Raw genomic sequence first — 22,087 nt, 5'->3', positions numbered from 1 at the left:
TACTTTTAAGATTAATAAACTTCCTAATTTTTCACCAGGGATAATGCTTTATTATAAATATCTTTTGTATTTACCGGTTTGCCGCCTTGCCGTATACTTTCATTGGCTGTTTCCATGAATGTGTATATCTCTATCGTTTCTGACGGGCTGACGGGGGCTTTGCCTGTCCGGAAAAATGTGAGGATCGATTTTAATAGTCCTTCATACCCTTCGTATCCTCCGGCAGGAACAACTTTCTTTTCACAAATGACCGTACCGCCATAGGAATGAGAACTGTTCCTTAGTCCTCGAAAAGTCCCTATGCGACCATCTTCCCAAACACCTACAGCGACATCGGAACCTTCATTGGAAGTACATGTGACGGATTGGCATCCTGCTCCCATCAGGGTGTATAATATTTCTACTCCATGGATCCCGTACCAAAAGAATCCCGCATGTGAAGGTTCGTTTGTACAGGGTGAATAGCAGTCTGCTCCGACAACCTTTCCTTCCGGGCCGTTTCCGTTTCTCAGTTCTGAATTTCGTGGAGAGAAACGTAGTGCCGAAGAGGAGAATATGGGCACTTGTTTTTCTTCCGCCAGTTTGTAGATTGCCAGAACATCGGAAAGACGGGCGGCTACAGGCTTGTCTATGAACAACGATTTACCGCTTTTTATGACTTCTGTTGCCTGTTCGGGATGTAAGGTCCCGTCGTTTGTTTCCAGTAAGACACAGTCTACCTGTTTTAGTAGTTCTGCTATGGATGAGGTTATTTGTATTCCATGACTTTTAGCTGTCTCCGTATATTTAGGTATGCGGTTGTAGCTGGATTCGATCGTTTGCGATCCGTAGGGATAAGCGGCTACTATCTTAAAACCGACGTAATCGGGTGCCTGGTTCTCTCCGTTGATCAACTTAATAAAAGCCTCGGAGTGGGAGGTGTCTAACCCGATAATGCCCAGCCTGATAGTCTCCTGTGCCTGGAGTCCGAAAGCTGTGAGCAATTGGAAAACAAGTAGTAATAGTACATTTCGTTTCATAGGATTATCTTTTAGGAGTTATTATTTATTATCCTGTATTTCTCTGGTAAAAGGGATGCGCTGTCCATATCCAGATATAGCCGGGCATTTTCTTTATTGCGTAAAATCGTAGATGGATATTTTTCACTTATCGGAGCGTACAGTGTGTTGTAGATAGCCTGTGCCTTTGTTGTAGCCGGGACTATGCAAAAAGTATATGTAGCCGACATCAGGACAGGGATGGTGAGCGTGAATGCCTGATGAGGAACTTCGTTAAGTGATGGAAAACAGCCGTCGTGCACTTGTTGTAGCCTGCATTGAGGAGCAAGGTCGACCACTTTCATCCAGGCTTTGTCGTTGAAATCGGCTACATGGGGATCGTTGAAAGCGATATGTCCGTTCTCGCCTATTCCCATGCAGATAATATCGATTGTTCTTTCGGAAAGTAACCGGGTATAGCGCTCGCATTCCTGTTCGAAATGGTCTTTTGTCATTTGTATGTAGTAGACCTGTTTGAAGTCAACTTTTCTGAATATATGTTCTCCCAGGAAATTTCCGAATCCTTGCGGGGCATCCGGCTCTAAGCCGATATATTCATCCATATGAAAGGCATTGATCCGGTTCCATTCGATCGTGCTGTCGGCAATAAGTTCTGCCAGGAAATCATTTTGGGAAGGAGCGGCTGCAAAGATCATATTGATTTCGTCTTTGTTTCGTAATAACTCACGGATCGTTTGTGCGACATCCGATGCAGCGTTCGTTCCCATAGATTGCCTGTCAGTGAATACCTGTACAGTAAGCTTGTTGTTTTTAAAGTGTATCATTTTACTTTTGTTTTTATTTATTTCTTTAATGACCAGTTCATAATGCGGTATCCGAAGACGGCGTACCAGATCAGATATATATAGCAAGGTATTAATACCCAGTAGCCGGTTTGCAGGGATGTTGTATCTGCCAGTTTGCCATAGACAAGCGGAAGGATCGCATTCCCGCAGAGGGCCATGACCAACATGGATGAACCTATTTTGGTGAAACGTCCCAGATTACGTATAGCATGAGGCCATATACCTGCATAAATCAGTGAGTTGGGGAGTCCCAGGGAAGCCAGGAACCAAATGGATAAACCAGCATTATGACCTAACAAGGAAATGTTCGTATGAGCGAAAATAACTCCAAAAGAGAGGAGCAATCCTAATACTGTACAGACTATCAATGCATTTTTTTGTGAAATATATCTGGGGATCAAAACTATTCCCAACAGGTAACCCAATATAGTTGCTCCGAGTGTGTAGGATGGGAAGAACTTGGCATCCAGCAGGCCGACTCCCATGGAACCTGCATAGCTGATGATCGTATCTATGGCTACGACTTGTGTTCCGACATGTAGGAATAATGCCAATACTCCAAGTATCAGATAAGGAAACTGGAAAACAGAGGTCTTATTGCAGTTGGCGGTCGCCAACTCTTCATTCTCTTCTTCCGGGTTGATATCGGGTAGTTTCGATTTATAGATGAATAGACCGATAAACAGGAGTAAGAGACTGAGTATGCTGTAGGGAAGTATGACTCCACGTATCAGTTCATTGAGGGCTGCCTCCTTGGCTATCCCGCTCAACAGTCCTGATTCTACGGATTCCAGGATATCCTGGCTTTTGCCTAGTACGACTGCTGCAAATATGATAGGAGAGACTATACCGGCGAATTTGTTACATACCCCCATTATGCTGATACGACGGGCAGCTGTTTCAATGGGACCTATAATAGTGATATAAGGATTGGCTGCCGCCTGAAGGACCGACAATCCGGTTCCCATAGTAAACAGACCGGTTAGAAAAATCCAGTAAGTCCTGTTCAATGCTGCCGGAATAAAAAGCAATGCGCCTGCTGCCAGGCAGAAGAATCCGTACATCATTCCTTTTTTATAACCGGTTTTTTTCAGTAAATAGGCTACTGGGACCGACATGACCAGATAGGCTATATAGAAGGCGAACGTAACAAAATACGATTGGTAGTTCGTTAATTCACAAGCTATCCTGAAATAAGGAATCAATATAGAATTGACCCATGATACAAAGCCGATAATAAAGAATACGACACCGATGATGGCGATTCCGATTATGACATTTTGCTTTTCTGTTGTGTGATTGTTCTCTGACATATAAACTGTATTTATAATTTCATTTCCCAGCCTTCCTGATAGTTTCTCGACCAGTATTTATCTGCTATCAGCTTGTTTTTGATATGCCCGTTTTCAGGATCGGTTTCCAGTCTTTCTCCTGAACGTTGGGCGATGTTTCCCAGTTGTACGAGAAGCGTGCTTATATGTCCGGATTCTATCCCGGCATTAAGTTGCTCTCCTTTTTTGATCGCATTAAAAAAGTTCTGGATATGGATGGCATCCAGTTGCTGTGCCGGATCCATTCGGTTACGTGGGTCAGTCTGTATTTTACTTTCTACTTCGCGGAGAACCTGGTTTTTATGATCCATGATTTTATAATGGTTTCCGCCTCCTATCAATAGATTGGCTTTTTCCCCGTAGAAAAGTGCACCGACTGAGTTCCCCTCTATTTTGAAAGAATTACAGGAATGCCCCTCCCATATCATTGATTTCTTTCCGCCAAAGTCCAGGTTGATAACCTGTGTATCGGGTGCTTCCCAGTCATCCTGGTAATAGTAACGTCCTCCGGTCGATTGTACGTTAGTCGGATAATCGAGTTCCATGCCCCACCGTAACAGATCGATCATGTGTGTGCCGTTATTCAGAGCTTCTCCGGTACCCCATTGCCAGAACCAGTGCCAGTTATAATGGATGACATTATCTTTGTAAGCGGTACGTGGAGCAGGTCCTTGCCATAGCTCCCAGTCAAGCCAGTCAGGGACGGAGGCTTTTTTCCCGGTTCCGATGGGTGCCCGGTTGTTCGTGTACCATGATTTTCCGAAAAAGACATTTCCTATGGTTCCTGCTTTAATCTCGTTGATAGCTTCCACAACATTAGGCCATGAACGGCGCTGGTTTCCCATTTGGACTACCTTATTGTATTTTTGTGCTGCACGAACCAGTATTTCGCCTTCTTCCGGTGAATGGCTACATGGTTTTTCAAGATAAACGTGCTTGTCTGCCTTCATCGCCAGTAAGGCTGCCGGAGCATGCCAGTGGTCGGGAGTGGCTATCACTACTGCATCCAGATCTTTCTTTTCAAGCAACAGACGTAAATCCTTATATCCTTTCGGAGTTGTATTGCTGATTTTGGAAACTTCTGCAATACATTTGTTTAAAGCTCTGGAGTCGACATCGCAAATGTGTTTTATGATGCAGTTCTCCTGTTTGGCAAAATTCCTTGCCAAAGCGGCTCCACGGGAATTCACTCCTATACATCCTATCTGAATCCGGTCGTTCGCTCCTACTATGTTCGCATAGCTTTTCGCACTGAATTCCGGCAACACGCCACCGAATGATAGCATAGCTGTTCCGGTTACTGCTCTTTTTATGAAATTGCGTCTTGTTGTCATATTGCTTAATTTTAGTAAATCTCAATATGACAAATTTAGGGAGATGAATTATTCATTTTTACCCACTTGCCGAAACAGAATCCTCAAAATACGTCAAATTTGATAAACTGTATTTCCGTTTATGAGAGTGCGTGTTATCTTTATCTGATCGTCGAACAACAGGATATCTGCCTCTTTTCCTGTCTCAAGGGAACCCATTCTGTCATCCATATGCAGGATACGGGCGGGCGTGGCTGTCATCATTTTTACAGCATCCGTTAAGGGGATTCCGGCAAGCTGCACCATCGTCCGGATAAGGCGGTCGGCTGTTGCTACACTGCCTGCGAAAGCACTCCTGTCAGGAAGTTTGGCAACGCCGTCTTCTACTATTACGGTTTGTCCTTCTTTCAGGCTTCCCAGCTTGTATTGACCTTCAGGCATTCCTGCTCCGCGCATGGAATCAGTTATCAGGGCGATCCTGTCGGTTCCTTTGAATTTGTGAATGAGTTGAAGCAGGCTTTTAGGAAGGTGGATACCGTCTGCAATGATCTCGACATCCATGTCGTCTATCAGGAATGCGGCTTCTACGGCTCCTGCATAGCGGAGGGCGTTACGACGGGTAACGGTTTGCATTCCTGAATAAAGATGGGTCATCAGGGAATACCCGGATTTATGAGCTTCCATCACTTCCTCACAGATTGCGTCTGTATGCCCGACGGAAGGAATTATTTGTTTCTCACAGAGTAATTGACCTAATTCCATAGCACCGTCCAGTTCCGGAGCTATGCTCCAGCGTACAATCTCGTCTGTGGCATTCAATATCTTGGTATAATGTTCCGGTGTTGGAGTTTTTAGGTTTGCCGGATCTTGTGCTCCCCGCTGGTTATAAGAAAAATAAGGTCCTTCCAGATGGAGACCCAGGAACTTTGCTCCGGTTTTATTCTGTTTCCGTGCTTCACGGAAGACTTCAAACGTATGAAAAAGCTCTTCATCGGGGCAAGTCAGTGTAGTGGGTAATAAAGCGGTTGTACCGTAACGTGCATGTGTGTTAGCCACAGTCAGATAAGCTTCTACTGTTCCGTCCATAAAGTCAGCGCCTCCGGCTCCGTGGGTGTGCAGATCGATAAAACCGGGGGAAACATACTGTTGTTTGGCATCGATGACTTCACTAGCCTCGTTATATGGAGGTTGACCTTGCCCTATATCGGTTATTTTACCGTTTTCGATAATGATATAACCATTATCGAGGATTCCGCTCGAAAGGATCAATTTCCCGTTAGTGATGATTGTCTTAACCTCTTTTCTACTGTTTGATGATGATATTGCATTCATAATAGTGCTGTTTTAATGTTCAAACAACACAAAGTAAGCATAAAAAATAAGCTCACATGGTACCGATTGCGAAATAAAAACCTCAAAAAACGAACGCTTCTTCATAAAGGGTCGACTTTGTTTTATTTGTTTTTAGGGGTGAATCGTTTCCGATATTGGAGAGGAGTCATTTCTTTTGCTTTGGTAAAGATACGGGAAATATTTTTGTAGTCAGTGAAGCCTGACCGGGTTGCAGCCTCGATCAGCGGCAGGTCGGTAGTGATCAGCAGGTCGGCGAATTTCTCTATGCGGAGATCCAGAAGGTATTGGTATACGGACGTTCCGGTTTCTCGTTTAAATTTCTTTTCCAACACTCGTCTTGAGAAAGGTATTATTTGAGTCAGTTCATCGACTGATAAAGGATTCTGATAATTATTGTCGATGTATTGCAGTAGTTGTTCTATATGTCTGTCGGATACGGCAAAACGTTCCGTAGAGGCACGGGGGACGATCCGTACAGGTTTTATTATAATATCGACCGGTGCAATGATCTTCTTTTCTATAAACTGATGAAGTAGTTTTCCTGCTTCATAACCGCCATTTTCTATATCCAGTTCAATGGACGATAGTTGAGGATCGGAGATATTACATAATAATTTATCATTGTCTACACCCAACACTGCGATTTCTTCGGGAATGCTGATATCATACATCTTGCAGACTTCGGTGATTTGTAGGGCATAATAGTCGTCACAGGCAAAAAGGGCTATCGGCTTAGGTAGGCTTAGTAACCATCTGCTTACTTGTTCGACATCAAAACTCCATTTTTCACTGGGTACCCGTTTCCGGTTATTAAATTCATAAACCTCATACCCCTTGTTGCTGACGATCTTTTTGAAGCCTTCGCCACGTTCACGTCCCCACACTGTATCTGTCAGACCATAGTAAGCAAATGACTTATAGCCTTTATGCAGGAAAAAATTAGCAGCGATGACACCTGTCCCGAAATAGTCACCCGTCAGATTGGAAATACCGGAGCTTCGTTCTTTGTAATTTTGAACGATGATCGGTATATTTAACTGGTTTAAAACAGATAGGTCTATATCCGAGAACTGGGCGATGATTGCGTCCGCTCCCCATTTTTTCGCCCATTCCACAACTCCTTCGTCGCCATAAAGTTCCCGGAAATACAAGGGCATTCGATAAAAGGCCCATGGACCGACTTCCCTTGCATATCTAACGACATTTTCCAGAAGCGACCGGCTGTAGCCACTGGAAAAATCGGTTAACAGAAGTATTTTTATCATATTGTGGTGTTTTTAAAAACTAGCTTTCTCCGGTTCCGGAGCTACATAGGTCAAAATCTGACCGCTTAGTTGCAGGAGGGATATTTCGCATAGCTTTGTCGAATATTCTGATATGGACTGCCGCTCTTCGGCTTCCAGCAGGCTTATCTGGGCTTCACGAAGCTCGATGCCGGATAACTCACCCAGTTTATAGCGGTCGATTGCGATGCGATGGTTTTCCAAAGCCACAACGACATTCTCTTTCTCCAGATTCCACAGACCCAGATTATTCTGGTAAGCCATCCACAGATTACTCATGTCGGCACGCAGGCCCAATTCCAGCTCCTGTTTCTTCAGCTGGCTGTTTTCTATCTGGATACGTGCATTACGACGTTCGCGGCGACGGTTCAGACCGTCGAACAGGTTCAGACCTACCGTCAGGCCATAGTTCAGTCCCAGGCGTTGCTGCAGGTCGGTGGCACCCACCTCGTACCAGTTTGCGGTATAACCGTAGCCCGCATTCAGCTTGACATACGGGTAGTCGCGGCTCTTCACCTTTTTATATTCCAATTCGGTTAGCGTCTGGTTCTTTTGGGCGATCAGCAGGGAGGCATTCGAAGCCAGCGTGCTTTGCCACAGGTCCACTTCGTCGAGGAAGATGTTCGGGCGTATCACCGAATCTTTCAGGGCGATCTGCTCGTCTATATTATCGAGTGCCATCAGCTCGTTCAAGCGGATGCGGGAAGTATGTACCACCTCCAGCTGGTTCAGCACATTGGAACTGTCGGCGTTGAAGTCCACCTGTGCCTGCTGCAGGTCCATGCGCGAGCCCGAACCGATGTGATAACGCTCTTCCGCAATACGGACACGCTCGCGGGAAAGGTCGAGGGATGAACGCAGGTTACGTAAACGGATATGTTGGCGGATCAGGTTGTAATATTCGCCCGAGAGCGTGGCTACGAAATCCTCTATCGTCAGGCGCGTGTTCAGTTCGCCCATTCGTTGAAGTTCTTTCAGCCGTGCATATTCCGCCTGGATACCGAAACCGTCGAATACCGTCCAGTTCACGTTCAGCCCGATGTCGCCGGTTTCGTTATTGACACCGTTCTGCTTCTCGGTCGTACCGTCGGCTAATTTGTTGCGGTTGTTATTGATCGAGCCGCTGAACCCGCCGCTCATATCCACTGTCGGCAGGTAACCGGCATTGCCCGGTGTCGCGTTATTGTCACTGATCAGTTGCTCGTTGCGTACGATACGGATGGAGTAGTTGCGCTCCAGTCCGGTTTCGATGCATTGCTTCAGGCTGTATATCTCCTGTGTCTTTACGCCCAGGGAAGCAGAAACAGCCAGTATCATGAATAAGACCTTTTTCATATCTTTTTTGCTCTGTCTGTTGAAATAAAACTATACATGGCAGGAACGATGAACAGGGTAAGGAATGTCGATACCAACATACCGCCCACTACGGCAATACCCATGGCAACACGTCCCTGTGCTCCTTCGCCTGTCGCATATACCAGCGGCACCAGTCCGAGGATAGTAGACACACTGGTCATCAGGATCGGACGCAGGCGCTGTGTGGAGGCCGAACGGATCGCTTCCGCCATACTCAGCCCTGCCTCCTGGCGCTGGTTGGCAAACTCCACGATCAGGATACCGTTCTTTGCTACCAGACCGATCAGCATGATGATACCGATCTGACTGAATATATTCATCGTGATACCCGAATAACTCATAAAGATTAAAGCTCCCGCGATAGCCAGCGGCACGGTGAACATCACCACCAACGGGTCCTTGAAGCTCTCGAACTGGGCGGCAAGTACCAGGTAGATCATCAGCAATGCCAGGATCATGGCAAACATCAGGCTGGAAGAACTTTCGCGGAACTCTTTCGATTCACCGGAAAGGGCTGTCCGGAAACTGCCGTCCAGTGTCTCTGCCGCGATACGGTCCATTTCGTCCAGACCGTCACCGATGGTATATCCTTTGTTCAGACCGCTGGAAACCGTTGCCGAAACGAAACGGTTGTAACGGTATAACTGAGGCGGTGCCACGTCTTCATGCAGTGTCACCAGGTTATCCAGCTGGATCATCGAACCGTTGTCGCTGCGCACATAGATCGACTTCAGGTCGAGCGGCGTGTTACGCTGCTGGCGGTTGATTTCGCCTAGTATCTGATATTGTTTACCATTCATATAGAAATAACCCATACGCTGCCCGCTCAATGCATACTGCAATGTCTGTGCGATGTTGCGCGTGCTGACCCCCAGCGAAGAAGCCTTGTCGCGATCGATCTCGATACGTGTCTCCGGCTTGGTGAACTTCAGGTTCACATCCGCCATCTGGAAGACAGGGCTTTCGTTTACTTTCAGCATGAATTCAGGCAGCTTTTCCGCCAGCTTTTCCAAACTGGGTGCCTGCAATACATACTGTACAGGCATACCGCCGCGTCGTCCGCCAAAAGTAGACTGCTGCTGAACGAAGGCGCGTGCCTGCGTTTCCTTACGTACGGCTGCCGACAGCTTCTCGGCTATCTCCATCTGCGAACGTTCACGCTCTTTAATATCCGGCAGGATCACGCTGATATTGGCGTTGCTGCTGGAAGAACGGTTTGTCAGGAACTTACGCTCCGGGGCGATGGAGTCGGCGAGTGTAGCGATCCGGTCGGAGAAATCGCGGATGAACTCGAAAGTGGCACCTTCCTGGGCACGCATATTGATGGATATGGAAGAGCGGTCCTCCAGCGGCGACAGCTCGGAACGGATCGTTTTCCAAAAGTAGCCGATCGAACCGAACATGATGACTACTATAGGAATAGCCCACCATTTATGGCTCAAGAAATAGTTGAGTGACCGGGCATAGATATTGTTCAACCCTTCGAAGAAAGGTTCGGTTTTTACATACAGCCAGTTCTTCTTTTCCCGTCTGCGAAGCAATTTGGTTGCAAGCATCGGCGTGAAGGTCAGGGCGACAAACGAAGAGATCGTCACCGAACCGGCAATCACGATACTGAACTCCTTGAACAAACGTCCCGTCATCCCCTCCATAAACACAATCGGAAGGAACACCGAAACGAGGGTTACCGTCGTCGAGACTACAGCGAAGAAGATTTCTTTCGACCCTTCTATACCAGCCTCCTTCGGATTCATGCCTTGTTCGATGCGGACATAGATATTTTCCGCCACCACGATCGCGTCGTCCACCACCAGTCCGACTGAAAGAACGACTGCCAGCATGGTCAATACGTTGATGGAGAAACCGGAGATATACATCACGAAGAAAGCACCCACCAGCGACACTGGAATTACCACGCAGGGAACCAGCGTCACGCGCCAGTCACGAAGGAACAGGAAGATGATCAATACTACCAGTGCCAATGCCACATAGATCGTCTCTTCCACTTCGGCGATAGAGGCGCGGATGAAACGGGTATTGTCGTAGATCATTTCGATCGAAACATCTTCCGGCAGGTCTTTCTTCAACTGCTCGATACGGTTGTAAGCCTCGTCGGCAATCTCGATATGGTTGGCGCCCGGCTGAGGAACGATCACGCAAATCACCATCGGTTCACCGTTCTTACGCAGGATACTGCGCAGGTCTTCCGGTGCCAGTTCTGCCCGTCCGACGTCTTTGAAACGGACGATATTGTTGGCATCTTCCTTGACGATCAGGTCGTCGAACTCTTTTGCCGTATGCATCAGCCCCAGGGTACGGATAGACAGATCGATCGTATTCCCTTCGATGCTACCGGAAGGCAATTCCACGTTTTCCGCATCCACGGCATTCTTTACGTCCAGTGGGGTGACGCCATAGCCTGCCATCTTGATCGGGTCGAGCCACAGTCGCATGGAGTAACGTTTCTGTCCCCATATATCCACACCGCTTACATTCGAGATCGTCTGCAGGCGTTCTTTTACAGTCAGTTCAGCTATTTCACTCAGTTCCATCAGCGAGCGCCGGTTGCTTTGCACGCCGATCTGCATGATGGGAGTCGCATCGGCATCTGCCTTGGCTACGGTCGGAGGGTCGCAGTCGCGCGGCAGATAACGCTGGGCACGCGATACCTTGTCGCGCACGTCGTTGGCTGCCGTTTCCATATCCACCGACAGTTCGAACTCGACGGTGATACGGCTGCTACCCTGGCTGCTGACACTGCTCAGGGAACGGATACCCGGGATACCGTTGATGTTCTGTTCCAGCGGCTCCGTGATCTGGTTCATGATAACCTCGGCGTTCGCTCCCGGATAGGACACGTTTACCGAGATAATGGGCTGGTCCACACTGGGGAACTCGCGAACCCCCAGGAACTTGTAGCCGATCATACCGAACAGCAGGATGATAAGCATCATTACCGTCGAAAGTACCGGCCTGTTTATACTGGTTTCCGATATATTTGCCATAGGGAAATTTAATACAGATTATCAATAGTAACATTCATGCCGGTCCGGAGCTGCATCACACCCGAAGTGATCAGCGTGTCGCCGGGTTGTAAACCTTTGAGTACCTGTACGTGACTTTCGGTACGCAGGCCGATCTCAATCTCTGCCGGGTCGGCTACCCCGTTTTTGTAGAGGTAAACGACGTTCTTGCCCATTTCCGGGATCAGCGCCTCGCTTGGGATGGCAAGTGCGTTCATGATCTCGCGTTTGGTGATCTCGACAGAGGTATAGCGTCCGGGGAAAATCGTTTCGTTTGTATTCGGATAAGTGGCGCGTACCTTCAGGGTGCGGGTTGTCATATCCATTTTACTTTCGACGGCATATACTCTGGCATTGTAATCGCGCATGATACCGTCCGAATCTTCCAGGCGGAAGACGATCGTCGTGCCGTTGTTCACGTCGTTTGCATATCTTTCAGGGATGGAGAACTCGATCTTCAACGGCGATATCTTAGTCAGCTTGGTAATGACGGTAGTAGGAGACACATACGCCCCTTCACTGACGGAACGCAGACCGATGATGCCGTCGAAAGGCGCGCGCAGTTCGGTTTGCAGGATGTTGGCCTTTACGAGATCGATATCCGCCATTAGTTTTTCATATTCGGTAGTCACCTGCTCGTAGGCTTCCTGGCTGACCGCGTCTTTTTCCAGCAAGGTGCGCTGGCGGTATACCCGGTCTTTTGCCAACGGAATCTGGGCTTCCAGTTTCCGGAGCTGTGCCTGCAGGGGTTTGTCATTGATCTTGGCAAGCAGGTCACCGGCTTTTACATGCGTACCTTCGGTGAAATAGATATTCACTACTTTTCCGGACGATTCGAAGGATAAGTCTACTTCTTCGTCGGGAATGATACTGCCTGTACTGATTACTTTGTCGGTCAGCGATTGAAATTTCAATACTTCGGCGTTAATGTTCAGCACCTGTTTACGTGCACTTGTTCCCGGTGCGGGTGGTACAACGGAATCCTTGCCGGATGCTGTCAACTGGTTTTTAATCTGTGGATAAGCAATCATCCCTGCAATCATCAGGAAGATCGCGGCGGTAACGCCCCACTTCACTCTCTTCGTCATATTTTCAATGGTATCTACTTTAAAACTTATCAATAGGCGTGTAAAGATACACAACAGAATCAAAATATAGACAAGAGGGAAGGAAAAAGGTTTAATGCGAAGTGATAGAAATATGCAACCAACAACGATACTTTTGCCTTAGCGGGAATAGTTTCTTCCGGGGGAAACAAAAGTTTCTCTCGAAGGAAACTATATTTTCTCTCGGAAGAAACAGTATTTTCTCCTGGAAGAAACAGTATTTTCTCTTATGGGGACGGATATGCCTGTAAAAGGCATATGTTTTACCAATACAGTATCACTCCGGCGATTCCTGCCAATGCGATCATCAGGATCGGGTGGATCTTGAACTTCCAGGTGAGGATAAAGGCGGCACCGAAGATCAGGAAACTTTTGTAGTCGATGAAGTTCTCCTTGTTCATCAACAGTAAGGCGGCGGCAGCTATCAGTCCGACCGTGGCAGGGCGCAGGCCTGTGAAAGCGGCTACGACGTATTTGTTGTTCTTGAATTTGGCAAAGAAATAGGAAATGACCAATACCAGGATGAACGAAGGCAGACACACGGCAAATGTAGTCAGGCACGAACCGAGAACAGCCATGAACGGCGGGTATCCGGCATTATGAATGGCTGTGTAACCGATATAAGTCGCACTGTTGATCCCGATCGGTCCGGGTGTCATCTGCGAGATCGCCACAATATCCGTAAACTCCTGCAGGGAAATCCATCCATAGCGGTCCACTACATCCGCCTGTATCAGCGAGAGCATGGCATATCCGCCACCAAAACCGAAGATTCCGATCTTCAGATAGACATAAAGTAACTGTAACCAAATCATATCAATTCTTCTTTATCTTTAAACCATACACCAACCCTCCGGCAATAGCGGCTAGAATGATCCATACCGGCGAAACGCCTCCTATCCAGATAAGCAACGCAGCTGCGATGGGGATCAGCATCGAAACATAATTCAGCTTGATGGAACGTGCCGTAGTGATACAGGGAACAGCGATCAACGCCACAACAGCGGGACGCAACCCCTTGAATATTTTTTCCACCCATTCATTGTCCTGTACCTGGGTAAAGAACGTAGCGATCAGCAGGATGATCACGAAAGACGGCAGAATCGTACCCAGGGCGCAGACTACACTTCCCACACTTTTTTTCAGTTTATAGCCGACAAAGATGGAGATATTTACTGCGAAGATACCCGGTAATGACTGTGCGACGGAGAAGAGGTCGATGAAATCTTCTTTGGATAACCAACCGCGGTCTACGACTTCCCGCTGAATTAGCGGCAACATGGCGTATCCGCCACCTATCGTCCCCACGCCTATTTTGAGGAACGTAAGAAAGAGCGTCCAATACATAATCTTCTTTTTAATCGGGGACAAAGATAGGAAACTTTTTTCAGTTGACAGTTGACAAGTGACAGTTGACAGTTATTATCCGCAATGAATGTAGAGGCGGTTATTTAGGTTTAATATTTTTGGGGGGGCCGAATGCGAAGCCTAACTGTCAACTGTCAACTGTCCTCTGTCAACAGTCAACTGCTTAGTCGAGCCAGGGCGAAGGATTCAGTTTCGTTTTTTCTTTCCAAAGCTGGAAGTGGAGGATCGTGGCATTGCCGCTTTCCGTGTCGGTGAATATCTTGCCGATTGCCTGGCGGGTGCTGACCTTGTCGCCTGCCTTTACATATACCTGGCTTAGGTTACTGTAGACCGTCAGGTAGTTACCGTGGCGTATGATGACAGAGTTGTTGTAGCCCGGAACCACGAATACACGGGTCACTTCGCCATTGAATACGGCGCGGGCATCTGCTCCCGGAGTAGTCTGGATGTCGATACCGCTATTGTTGGTACGTACATATTTCAATTCCTGGTGCTGTTGCTCTCCGAAAGTGCCGACGATGGTATAACGTCCGGCGACAGGGAACGGCAAACGTCCGCGATTGCCGGCAAAGTCGTCGGAAAGTTTCTTTTCCGCCCGGGTCATGGCATAACCGCCTTTTGTATCGGCTACACGCTCTTCCTGTATAGGCTCTTTGGCTGGTGCTTTGCCTTCGGCTTTCGCCTTTTCACGGGCACGGCGTTCACGCTCGCGGGCAGCCTTTGCTTCGGCTTCGGCACGGGCTATCTCTTCGGCTATCTGCTTTTCGATCTGACGGTTCAAGGCATTCGCCTGCTGTTGTTTCTTACGGAGTTGTTCTTTCAGTTCCTTTTGTTTCTTACTGAGTTGCTGTACTTCGACCTTCTGGTTGTTCTCTTCGGTCTGGAGCTTTTTACTTTCCTGTTCGCGGGTGCTCAGCAACGCATTCTTTTCGGAGCGTGTTTTTTCAAGCTCTTTCTGCTTGAGTGCTATCTCGGTTTGCTTGTCGATGATCTCGGTAGCCTGCTGTTTTTGCCAGTCGGCATATTCGCGCAGGTAACGCATGCGGCGCATGGATTGTGCGAAGTTGTCGGCAGAGAGGATGAAAAGCAGTTTGTCCTGTGAGCTGCGGCGTTTAAACATACTTTGCATGGACTTGCCGTAATTGTCACGTTTACCGCCCAACTCTTTTTCCAGCCTGGTGATTTCCCGGCGGGAAGCAACGATCTGGTCATCCAGTTCGCCTACCTCCTGATTGAGCAGGCTGATCACTTTCTTTCGGGAAAGGATCTGCTGCGAAAGCAGGTTCAAGCGGTTGAGCGAGTTTTGTGCCGTCTGGGTAGTCTCTTTCAGCAACTGGTTTGTCATTTCGATCTCCGCCAACGCCTTTTTACGCTGTTCTTCGAGCTGTCTCACCCGGGCTGACTTCTGACCGAAGGCGGTCAGGGCAGTTAACGTGAATATGACAAACCAAGTGTATTTCATTTCTATTTCTGACTGTTACTGATTGACTTCAGGATCTGTGCAAAGGTAATACGTTTATATTTAGCCGGAATGGAAAACTCCAGATTAACCGGCACATTTGTCTGTATGCGGGAAAAACGGAAAGCGATTCCACCCTGAGAGGAGCCGTTAGCCAGCACATTTACGTCCATCAACTGCGGGAACGGTTGTCCGTCCGTCACGCGGAAGTCGGCATAATCCCATTGCAGGGCGTACTGTTCGGACGGATCGGTGATGTAGGTTGAGAGCAACTTCTCTTCGCCGTCGGCAAAGAAAGTATAAAGCAGTCCGAGTGAATCCTTGATCCGGATCTCAGCCGTCGATCCTTCCTGGTTCAGCTTGAAACGTTTGAACTGTTTCGGTTCGATAAACTGCTGTCCCGGCAGGAAAATATGGTTGGTGAACAACGCCTGCAGGTTGTAGAAGTTGAACTCGATCGGAGTCTGTCCTTTCAGGTCGGCATAGCGTTCGGCTACATAGCGTTTGTTCATACGGTCTACCACCTTTATGCTGTCGACTGTAAATTCGGCACGGAACACTTCGATACCCAGGAACGGCTGGACGGATAACTGGAATGCACTGTCTTTGACCATCTTCAGGTCCACACGTGAACTCATGTTATTTTTAGTGCCCTTCAGCTCCGCATTCAGGCGGGCAGTCATCGTATTGAACCGGAACGAGTGTTCTTCCATCGCTTCGAAAAATTCATTGTGCGCCTTGGCACCGCCGGAAACAACCGTTCCGACCTTTTTCGACGATTTACAGCCCGACAGGACCAGTAAGATGCATACGACTATCAGTGCCGGCAGTTGTACTCGCGTTAAGAACGGGATTCTCATTTGGCTTCCTCCTCTTCGATATATTTGCCTTCAATGATCTTGCGGTCGAGTGTCTCGCTCTCTTTTCCCATTTCACGGGCTTTCTTCCATTGGGCGACGGCACCGTCCTTATCTCCTGTCATGAACAGGATGTCTCCGTAATGGTCGACCAGCTCTGCGCTTTTGGTCGTGTCTTTTTCCAATGCACTTTCGATGTATATCTTGGCAAGGGTATAGTTGCCCTGTACGAAGAATATCCAGGCGTAGGTATCCAGATACGTCGCATTGTCCGGTTCGAGCTTGATGCACTGGGCACTCATGCGTTCTGCCTTTTTCAGGTCCTTTTTATCCAGCGAAAGGAAGTAGGCATAGTTATTGAGGACAACGATATTATTGTCGTTATATTTCAGTGCCTCGTCGTATGCCTTGTAGGTCTGGTCCATCTGTTTCATCTGATAGTAGATATCGCCGATCTGACCGTAGAAGTCGGACTTTAACCGGGGATTCTCTGCCGGGATGATATTGATGCCCGCATAATAGGTATTCAGGGCTTCCTGGTATTTCTCCTGCTGATAATAGGCGATACCCAGGTAGAAGTAATATTCGGGAGCGTCCGGAAAGAGTTCCTGACATTTGGTGCAGATACGGATCACCTCCGGAATATCTTCGGCTTTCAGCGACATGTTCAGCAGTTGCTGCCAGGCTGCGGCGTTTTCCGGCTCCATCTCAGTGACAAGCTGAAACTGGAAACGGGCTTCGTCCGTCTTTCCCTGTGCGATCAGCAGACTGCCGTACATCTGTTTCAGGTCGGTATCTTCGGGATGCTGCTCCAGTAATGTCTGGAACAGGGCATTCGCACTGTCTGTCCCTTTCTGTGTCTGCTGCAGTTTCAGGATGTAACGGGAGAGGATGGCTACTTTGGTATCTACATCCAGTTTCTCGTTGATCAGGGCGTTGCGTATCTGTGTTTCGGCAGCGTCTTTGTTGCCGGTTGCTTCGTAGTAGTTCGCCATGGATACGATGTAATAGGGATTGCCCGGATCGATCTCATACGCTTTGTCGTAATACGAACGCGCTTTTACCGTATCGTTCTTCTCCAGATGCAGGTCACCGAGAATGATCTGGTAGCGCGCCTCCATCGGATATTTGGCTGCCAGTTTCTCTATTTCTTTGAAAGCGGCGTCCGACTGTTCCAACTGGTTGTAGAGCTTGTATTTCTGCATGGAAAGGGCTTCGTTCATGCCGATGGACGATTCGAGGGCATTATACGCATCGATGGCTTTGCCGATCTCGCCTTCCTGTGTCAGTGCTTCTGCCAGGTAGTAATTCAGTTCAGTCTTTCCGGGAAAGGCTTTCACCAGTTTCTCATACTCATCGGCAGCTTCTCCGTACATACCCAGGTTGCGGCTGATCGTAGCCAGTGCCATCCGGTAGGTGAAGTTGTCCGTGCTGTTGGCAACGGCACGCTGCAACATATCGACTGCCTTTTCCGGCCGGTTCATCTGCACATAGAACGAGGATAGTTCGTAGAGTACAGGCGATGCCGTCGAGTCGATGGCGAGACAATAGTTGAATGCATCGAAAGCAGCGTCGAATTTTCCGGATGTCTTCAGATTCAGCCCTTCAAGGAAGAAATAATCGAATTTTCTCCGTTCAGCCTCACTCAATCCGTTTGCCTTGGTGGGAGTTTCTTTCCGGGTTTCTTCCGCATGTAGCGGGTGGATTCCGGCGAGCAGGAAGAGTGAAAAGAGTATCCCGTATATTACTTGTTTCAGCATATGTTCGTTTTCTATATTATTCTTTACCGGTATGTCCGAAACCTCCGGCACCGCGCTGCGTATCGTCGAGCATTTCCACCGGCTTCCAGCTTACCTGGTTGTAGGTGGCGATCACCATCTGGCAGATACGTTCTCCGTCGTTTACGGTAAAGGGTTCGGATGAGAGGTTCACCAGGATGACGCCGATCTCGCCGCGGTAATCCGCATCGATCGTTCCCGGAGTGTTCAGCAGGGTAATGCCGTGTTTCAGTGCCAATCCGCTGCGAGGGCGCATCTGTGCTTCGTAACCTTCCGGGAGGGCAATGTATAATCCTGTCGGGATCAGTTTGCGTTCCAACGGTTTCAGCACTACGGGCTCTGTCAGGTTTGCACGAATGTCCATGCCGGCAGACAATGCTGTCGCATAGGCAGGGAGAGGGTGATGGGACTTGTTTATTATTTTTACTTCCATTTGTTCTTATTTGTTTGACGGACAAAGATATGGAAAAGTTGATAGTTGACAAGTGACAGTTGACAGTTGTTTTAGCTTGCTATATATTGTTAACTACTCCTTTTCTTATCTGTCATCTGTCAACTGTCAATTAATCCAGTCTCCGTTCTCTTTTATTAACTGAACTAAACGTTCTACAGCATCTTCTTCGGGTATGTTTTTCAATACGCACTCCTTGCCTTTATACAGGCTGATCTGTCCGCGTCCGGCACCGACATACCCGTAATCGGCATCTGCCATTTCGCCCGGGCCGTTTACAATACAGCCCATGATGCCGATCTTCAGCCCTTTCAAATGCGAGGTCGCTTCCTTGATGCGGGCAATGGTCGTCTGCAGGTCGTAGAGTGTACGTCCGCAACTCGGGCAGGAGATATATTCCGTCTTGCTGATGCGTGAACGGGTTGCCTGTAGGATACCGAACATATAGTTGTCGATAACAGGAGCTTCAAGCTCATGATTATGAATCATGATACCGTCGCCGAAGCCGTCGAGCAACAAGGTGCCGAAGTCTGCCCCCGCTTTAAGCTGTAAAGACTCCTTGTCTGTTTCGTGATAGTCGCGGTGCAGGATGACGGGGATATCGCAACCGGCAGCCAGCAGCTTGTGCATGGCGGCACGCTGTGAACCGACACCGTTCCGATGGTGGGTGCTCAGGACTACTACGGCAGTTTTATCTTGTTTCAGTATCTCCAGTGTCTGGTCCGTCAGGTCGTTGTAGGTCAAGCGGATGAATTTCAGCGGAGCGTTGAGTTCTTTCATCTCTTCTATCTCGGAAGCGATGAAGTAAGGATAGGCGTTCGGACGTTCTTTCCAGAAATGAGCGTCTACCAGCAGACGGAATGTCTCGGGCAGATTGTCCGGATCTTCCTTTCCGATGTAGATATAATCGGGCAGGGATGAATAGTCGATTTCAAAGTCGCCGTTACTGCGGTCCGAGATAACGACGGGAGGGAAATTACCTCCGATGCCTTCCGTCACACGGCTGATGCGGCGTGAGGCTGTCACCGGATCGTATCCGGGAGCGGGCGAGGCAATGATCGGTCTGTGCTCCCGGCGTTCCTGTATATAGTCCGCCAGTTTACGGGCGACAGGTATTTCCGCTTCGGGATCTTCGCTGAGGGATACGCGGATCGTATCGCCTATCCCGTCGGTCAGAAGGGTACCGATGCCGACGGCACTTTTGATGCGCCCGTCTTCGCCGTCACCGGCTTCGGTCACACCCAGGTGGAGCGGGTAGTGCATGTCTTCTGCGTCCATCGTGCGGACAAGCAGACGTACGGTGCGTACCATGACGACCGTGTTGGAGGCTTTGATGGAGATCACTACATCCGGGAAATTCTCATCCCGGCAGATGCGCAGAAACTCCATGCAGGAAGCAACCATTCCTTCCGGAGTATCACCGTACCGGCTCATGATGCGGTCGGACAGTGAACCATGATTTACGCCAATGCGGATGGCGGTGCCGTGTTTTTTACAAATATCGAGGAAAGGGACAAAACGGTCGCGTATCTTCTGCAATTCGGCGGCATATTCTTCGTCGGTATATTCCAGAAGGTCAAATGTCTTTACTTTGTCAACATAGTTACCGGGGTTGATGCGCACTTTCTCCACCTCTTCGGCGGCTGCGTCGGCGGCCCTGGGGTTGAAATGAATATCGGCGACAAGCGGAGTCGTGTATCCCTGGCTGTTCAGTTCTTTCCGGATCTCGCCCAGGTTACGGGCTTCACGTTCACCCTGTGCGGTGAAACGTACATATTCGCAGCCGGCTTCGATCATACGGATAGCCTGGCGGACAGCTGCTTCGGTATCCATCGTGGATACATTGGCCATGGATTGGATACGTATCGGATTTTCGCCTCCCAGCGGCGTGTTTCCTATATTGACAACAGATGATTTACGACGACTGTAGTTAAAAAGATGTTCCATTTCTTTCAGTTGACAGTTGACAGTTGACAGTTGACAGTTGACATATTTGCCGAGCGTGAAGCCCATCTGTCAACTGTCACTTGTCAACTGTCAACTAGTTTGTTTTGTATTTAAAAGATACCTGAGCCAGCTCTTCGTTGGCTTTTACGATCTTTTTCTTCAGATTTTCCTTGTAGTCGGCCAGCTTACCCTGGAGTTGTTCGTCTCCGACAGCAAGCATCTGAACGGCCAGGATTCCGGCATTTAATGCTCCGTTGATACCGACAGTGGCAACAGGGATTCCCGGAGGCATCTGTACGATAGCCAACAGGGCATCCATACCGTCGAGTGTGGAGTTGATGGGCACACCGATTACCGGAAGGGTAGTCATGGAGGCGATCACTCCGCACAAATGTGCTGCCATACCGGCTGCAGCAATAATAACTTTGATACCGCGGTCTTTGGCTCCTTTGGCAAAAGCTTCCACTTCAGCCGGAGTGCGGTGTGCAGACAACGCATGCATTTCGAACGGGATCTCCATCTCGTCCAGCAGTTTGGCTGCTTTTTCCATTACGGGCAGATCAGAAGTACTGCCCATGATAATGCTTACTACAGGTGTCATTTATTTAGCAATCAATTGTTCGTATTCGGCAGCCGACAACAGGTCGTCCAGTTCTGAAGGATCAGAGATGGAGATCTTGATCAACCAGCCGTTTCCGTAAACATCTTCGTTTACCAGTTCGGGTTTGTCATCCAGTTCAGAGTTACCCTGGATCACTTCACCGCTTACCGGCATGAACAGGTCGGAAACAGTCTTTACAGCTTCGATAGTTCCGAAAACTTCTTCTTTGGCAATTGTTTCACCTTCTGTCGTGATGTCTACATAAACGATTTCGCCCAATTCGCTCTGAGCGTAGTCAGTGATACCAACATAGGCAACAGCGCCGTCTACACGAATCCATTCGTGATCTTTTGTGTACTTTAAATCAGCAGGAAAGTTCATAACTTTAGTGTTTTTATTAGATGAATAAATAGATATAACTCAATAATGAGGCTACAAAGGTACATATAAAACCGAGACAAAAGCCGGCATAAACCTGCATGGGCGTATGCCTTTTCAGGAAGATACGCGAAGTACCGACCAGCCCGGCTGCCAGGAGGATGATAATGAACCCCCAGTAAGGATTGATCAGGTGGATGCGTGCCACCCCCATGATACCCCCTAAAAGTCCTCCGATGCCCAGGGTGTGGGCGCTGATCTTCCAGTAAAAGTTAATGCACAACGAGATGATCAGTGCGACGCAGGCACCCATCATCAGCGACAGGAACCAGAATGGGATCATCATCTTGTACATATAGAAGATACAGACCATGATGGAGGTGATAATAATCAGATATGGGACGACCCGTTCCTTGCGGTCCGTCAGTTCCAGGTCGCCGGCAGCCCCGTTCTTGACCATCAGGAAGATGAAAATACCCGGTACGACCGCAGTCGAAAGGAATGCTCCTCCAACCAGGAACATCTTCATGGTGGGCGGGTAGATCGCCAGGTAGGTGAACGACAATGCCAGTATGACTCCATACGTCACCATCAGCAACGGGTGGAACATTCCGGATATTATATTTGAAAACAATCTCAT

At 48.4% G+C, this 22,087-nt stretch carries 19 protein-coding genes; all 19 read right to left on the bottom strand.

Going from position 1 to position 22,087, the window contains the following annotated elements; all coding sequences use genetic code 11:
• Window positions 1-23: 23 nt before the first annotated feature.
• The 19 genes from DXD68_RS09655 to DXD68_RS09565 all read right to left on the bottom strand — a co-directional run bounded on the left by DXD68_RS09655 (window position 24) and on the right by DXD68_RS09565 (window position 22,087).
• Window positions 24-1,019 (bottom strand): Gfo/Idh/MocA family protein, encoded by a 996-nt coding sequence (locus tag DXD68_RS09655; protein ID WP_046145994.1) that lies wholly within the window; start codon window positions 1,017-1,019, stop codon window positions 24-26.
• Window positions 1,020-1,030: 11 nt separating this feature from the next.
• Window positions 1,031-1,822: a 6-phosphogluconolactonase gene (locus tag DXD68_RS09650; protein WP_122361428.1), complete on the bottom strand. Its 792-nt coding sequence runs from the start codon at window positions 1,820-1,822 to the stop codon at window positions 1,031-1,033.
• A gap of 17 nt (window positions 1,823-1,839) precedes the next feature.
• Window positions 1,840-3,156: a sugar MFS transporter gene (locus tag DXD68_RS09645; protein WP_122361427.1), complete on the bottom strand. Its 1,317-nt coding sequence runs from the start codon at window positions 3,154-3,156 to the stop codon at window positions 1,840-1,842.
• Between the two features lie 11 nt (window positions 3,157-3,167).
• A complete protein-coding gene (locus DXD68_RS09640; protein WP_122361426.1) occupies window positions 3,168-4,508 on the bottom strand; it encodes a Gfo/Idh/MocA family protein in 1,341 nt (446 codons plus the stop codon).
• A gap of 93 nt (window positions 4,509-4,601) precedes the next feature.
• Window positions 4,602-5,819 (bottom strand): N-acetylglucosamine-6-phosphate deacetylase, encoded by a 1,218-nt coding sequence (gene nagA / locus DXD68_RS09635; protein WP_122361425.1) that lies wholly within the window; start codon window positions 5,817-5,819, stop codon window positions 4,602-4,604.
• A gap of 122 nt (window positions 5,820-5,941) precedes the next feature.
• Window positions 5,942-7,105: a xylose operon transcription regulator XylR gene (locus tag DXD68_RS09630; RefSeq protein WP_122361424.1), complete on the bottom strand. Its 1,164-nt coding sequence runs from the start codon at window positions 7,103-7,105 to the stop codon at window positions 5,942-5,944.
• 12 nt (window positions 7,106-7,117) lie between these two features.
• On the bottom strand, window positions 7,118-8,440 hold the full coding sequence (locus tag DXD68_RS09625; RefSeq protein WP_410510714.1) for a TolC family protein: 1,323 nt from the start codon (window positions 8,438-8,440) through the stop codon (window positions 7,118-7,120).
• Window positions 8,441-8,454: 14 nt separating this feature from the next.
• The gene (locus DXD68_RS09620; protein ID WP_122361422.1) at window positions 8,455-11,484 is read right to left on the bottom strand and encodes an efflux RND transporter permease subunit; all 3,030 of its coding nucleotides are present in this window, start codon (window positions 11,482-11,484) and stop codon (window positions 8,455-8,457) included.
• A gap of 8 nt (window positions 11,485-11,492) precedes the next feature.
• On the bottom strand, window positions 11,493-12,590 hold the full coding sequence (locus DXD68_RS09615) for an efflux RND transporter periplasmic adaptor subunit (RefSeq protein WP_122361421.1): 1,098 nt from the start codon (window positions 12,588-12,590) through the stop codon (window positions 11,493-11,495).
• A 281-nt stretch (window positions 12,591-12,871) separates the two neighbouring features.
• Window positions 12,872-13,423 carry a chromate transporter gene (locus DXD68_RS09610; protein ID WP_122361420.1) on the bottom strand — a complete coding sequence of 184 codons (552 nt, stop codon included), beginning with the start codon at window positions 13,421-13,423 and terminating at the stop codon, window positions 12,872-12,874.
• A gap of 1 nt (window position 13,424) precedes the next feature.
• Complete coding sequence (locus tag DXD68_RS09605; protein ID WP_122361419.1) at window positions 13,425-13,955, bottom strand: chromate transporter; 531 nt, start codon at window positions 13,953-13,955, stop codon at window positions 13,425-13,427.
• A 184-nt stretch (window positions 13,956-14,139) separates the two neighbouring features.
• Window positions 14,140-15,438: a murein hydrolase activator EnvC family protein gene (locus DXD68_RS09600; RefSeq protein ID WP_122361418.1), complete on the bottom strand. Its 1,299-nt coding sequence runs from the start codon at window positions 15,436-15,438 to the stop codon at window positions 14,140-14,142.
• A 2-nt stretch (window positions 15,439-15,440) separates the two neighbouring features.
• The gene (locus DXD68_RS09595) at window positions 15,441-16,295 is read right to left on the bottom strand and encodes a DUF4292 domain-containing protein (protein WP_122361417.1); all 855 of its coding nucleotides are present in this window, start codon (window positions 16,293-16,295) and stop codon (window positions 15,441-15,443) included.
• Window positions 16,292-18,052 carry a tetratricopeptide repeat protein gene (locus tag DXD68_RS09590; protein WP_122361416.1) on the bottom strand — a complete coding sequence of 587 codons (1,761 nt, stop codon included), beginning with the start codon at window positions 18,050-18,052 and terminating at the stop codon, window positions 16,292-16,294. Before DXD68_RS09590 ends, DXD68_RS09595 begins: the two co-directional genes overlap by 4 nt.
• A gap of 16 nt (window positions 18,053-18,068) precedes the next feature.
• On the bottom strand, window positions 18,069-18,503 hold the full coding sequence (dut, locus tag DXD68_RS09585; protein WP_122361415.1) for a dUTP diphosphatase: 435 nt from the start codon (window positions 18,501-18,503) through the stop codon (window positions 18,069-18,071).
• Between the two features lie 126 nt (window positions 18,504-18,629).
• Complete coding sequence (locus tag DXD68_RS09580) at window positions 18,630-20,468, bottom strand: 4-hydroxy-3-methylbut-2-en-1-yl diphosphate synthase (RefSeq protein ID WP_122361465.1); 1,839 nt, start codon at window positions 20,466-20,468, stop codon at window positions 18,630-18,632.
• 94 nt (window positions 20,469-20,562) lie between these two features.
• Window positions 20,563-21,069, bottom strand: a complete 507-nt coding sequence (gene purE, locus DXD68_RS09575) for a 5-(carboxyamino)imidazole ribonucleotide mutase (protein WP_028730303.1) — start codon at window positions 21,067-21,069, stop codon at window positions 20,563-20,565.
• Window positions 21,070-21,450, bottom strand: a complete 381-nt coding sequence (gene gcvH, locus DXD68_RS09570; RefSeq protein WP_122361414.1) for a glycine cleavage system protein GcvH — start codon at window positions 21,448-21,450, stop codon at window positions 21,070-21,072.
• 16 nt (window positions 21,451-21,466) lie between these two features.
• Complete coding sequence (locus DXD68_RS09565; RefSeq protein ID WP_122361413.1) at window positions 21,467-22,087, bottom strand: hypothetical protein; 621 nt, start codon at window positions 22,085-22,087, stop codon at window positions 21,467-21,469.

Source organism: Parabacteroides sp. TM07-1AC (assembly GCF_003480915.1).
GTDB lineage: Bacteria > Bacteroidota > Bacteroidia > Bacteroidales > Tannerellaceae > Parabacteroides > Parabacteroides chongii.
Note: the sequence above shows the minus strand (reverse complement) of the source record. Positions and strands in the feature narration are given on the sequence as shown.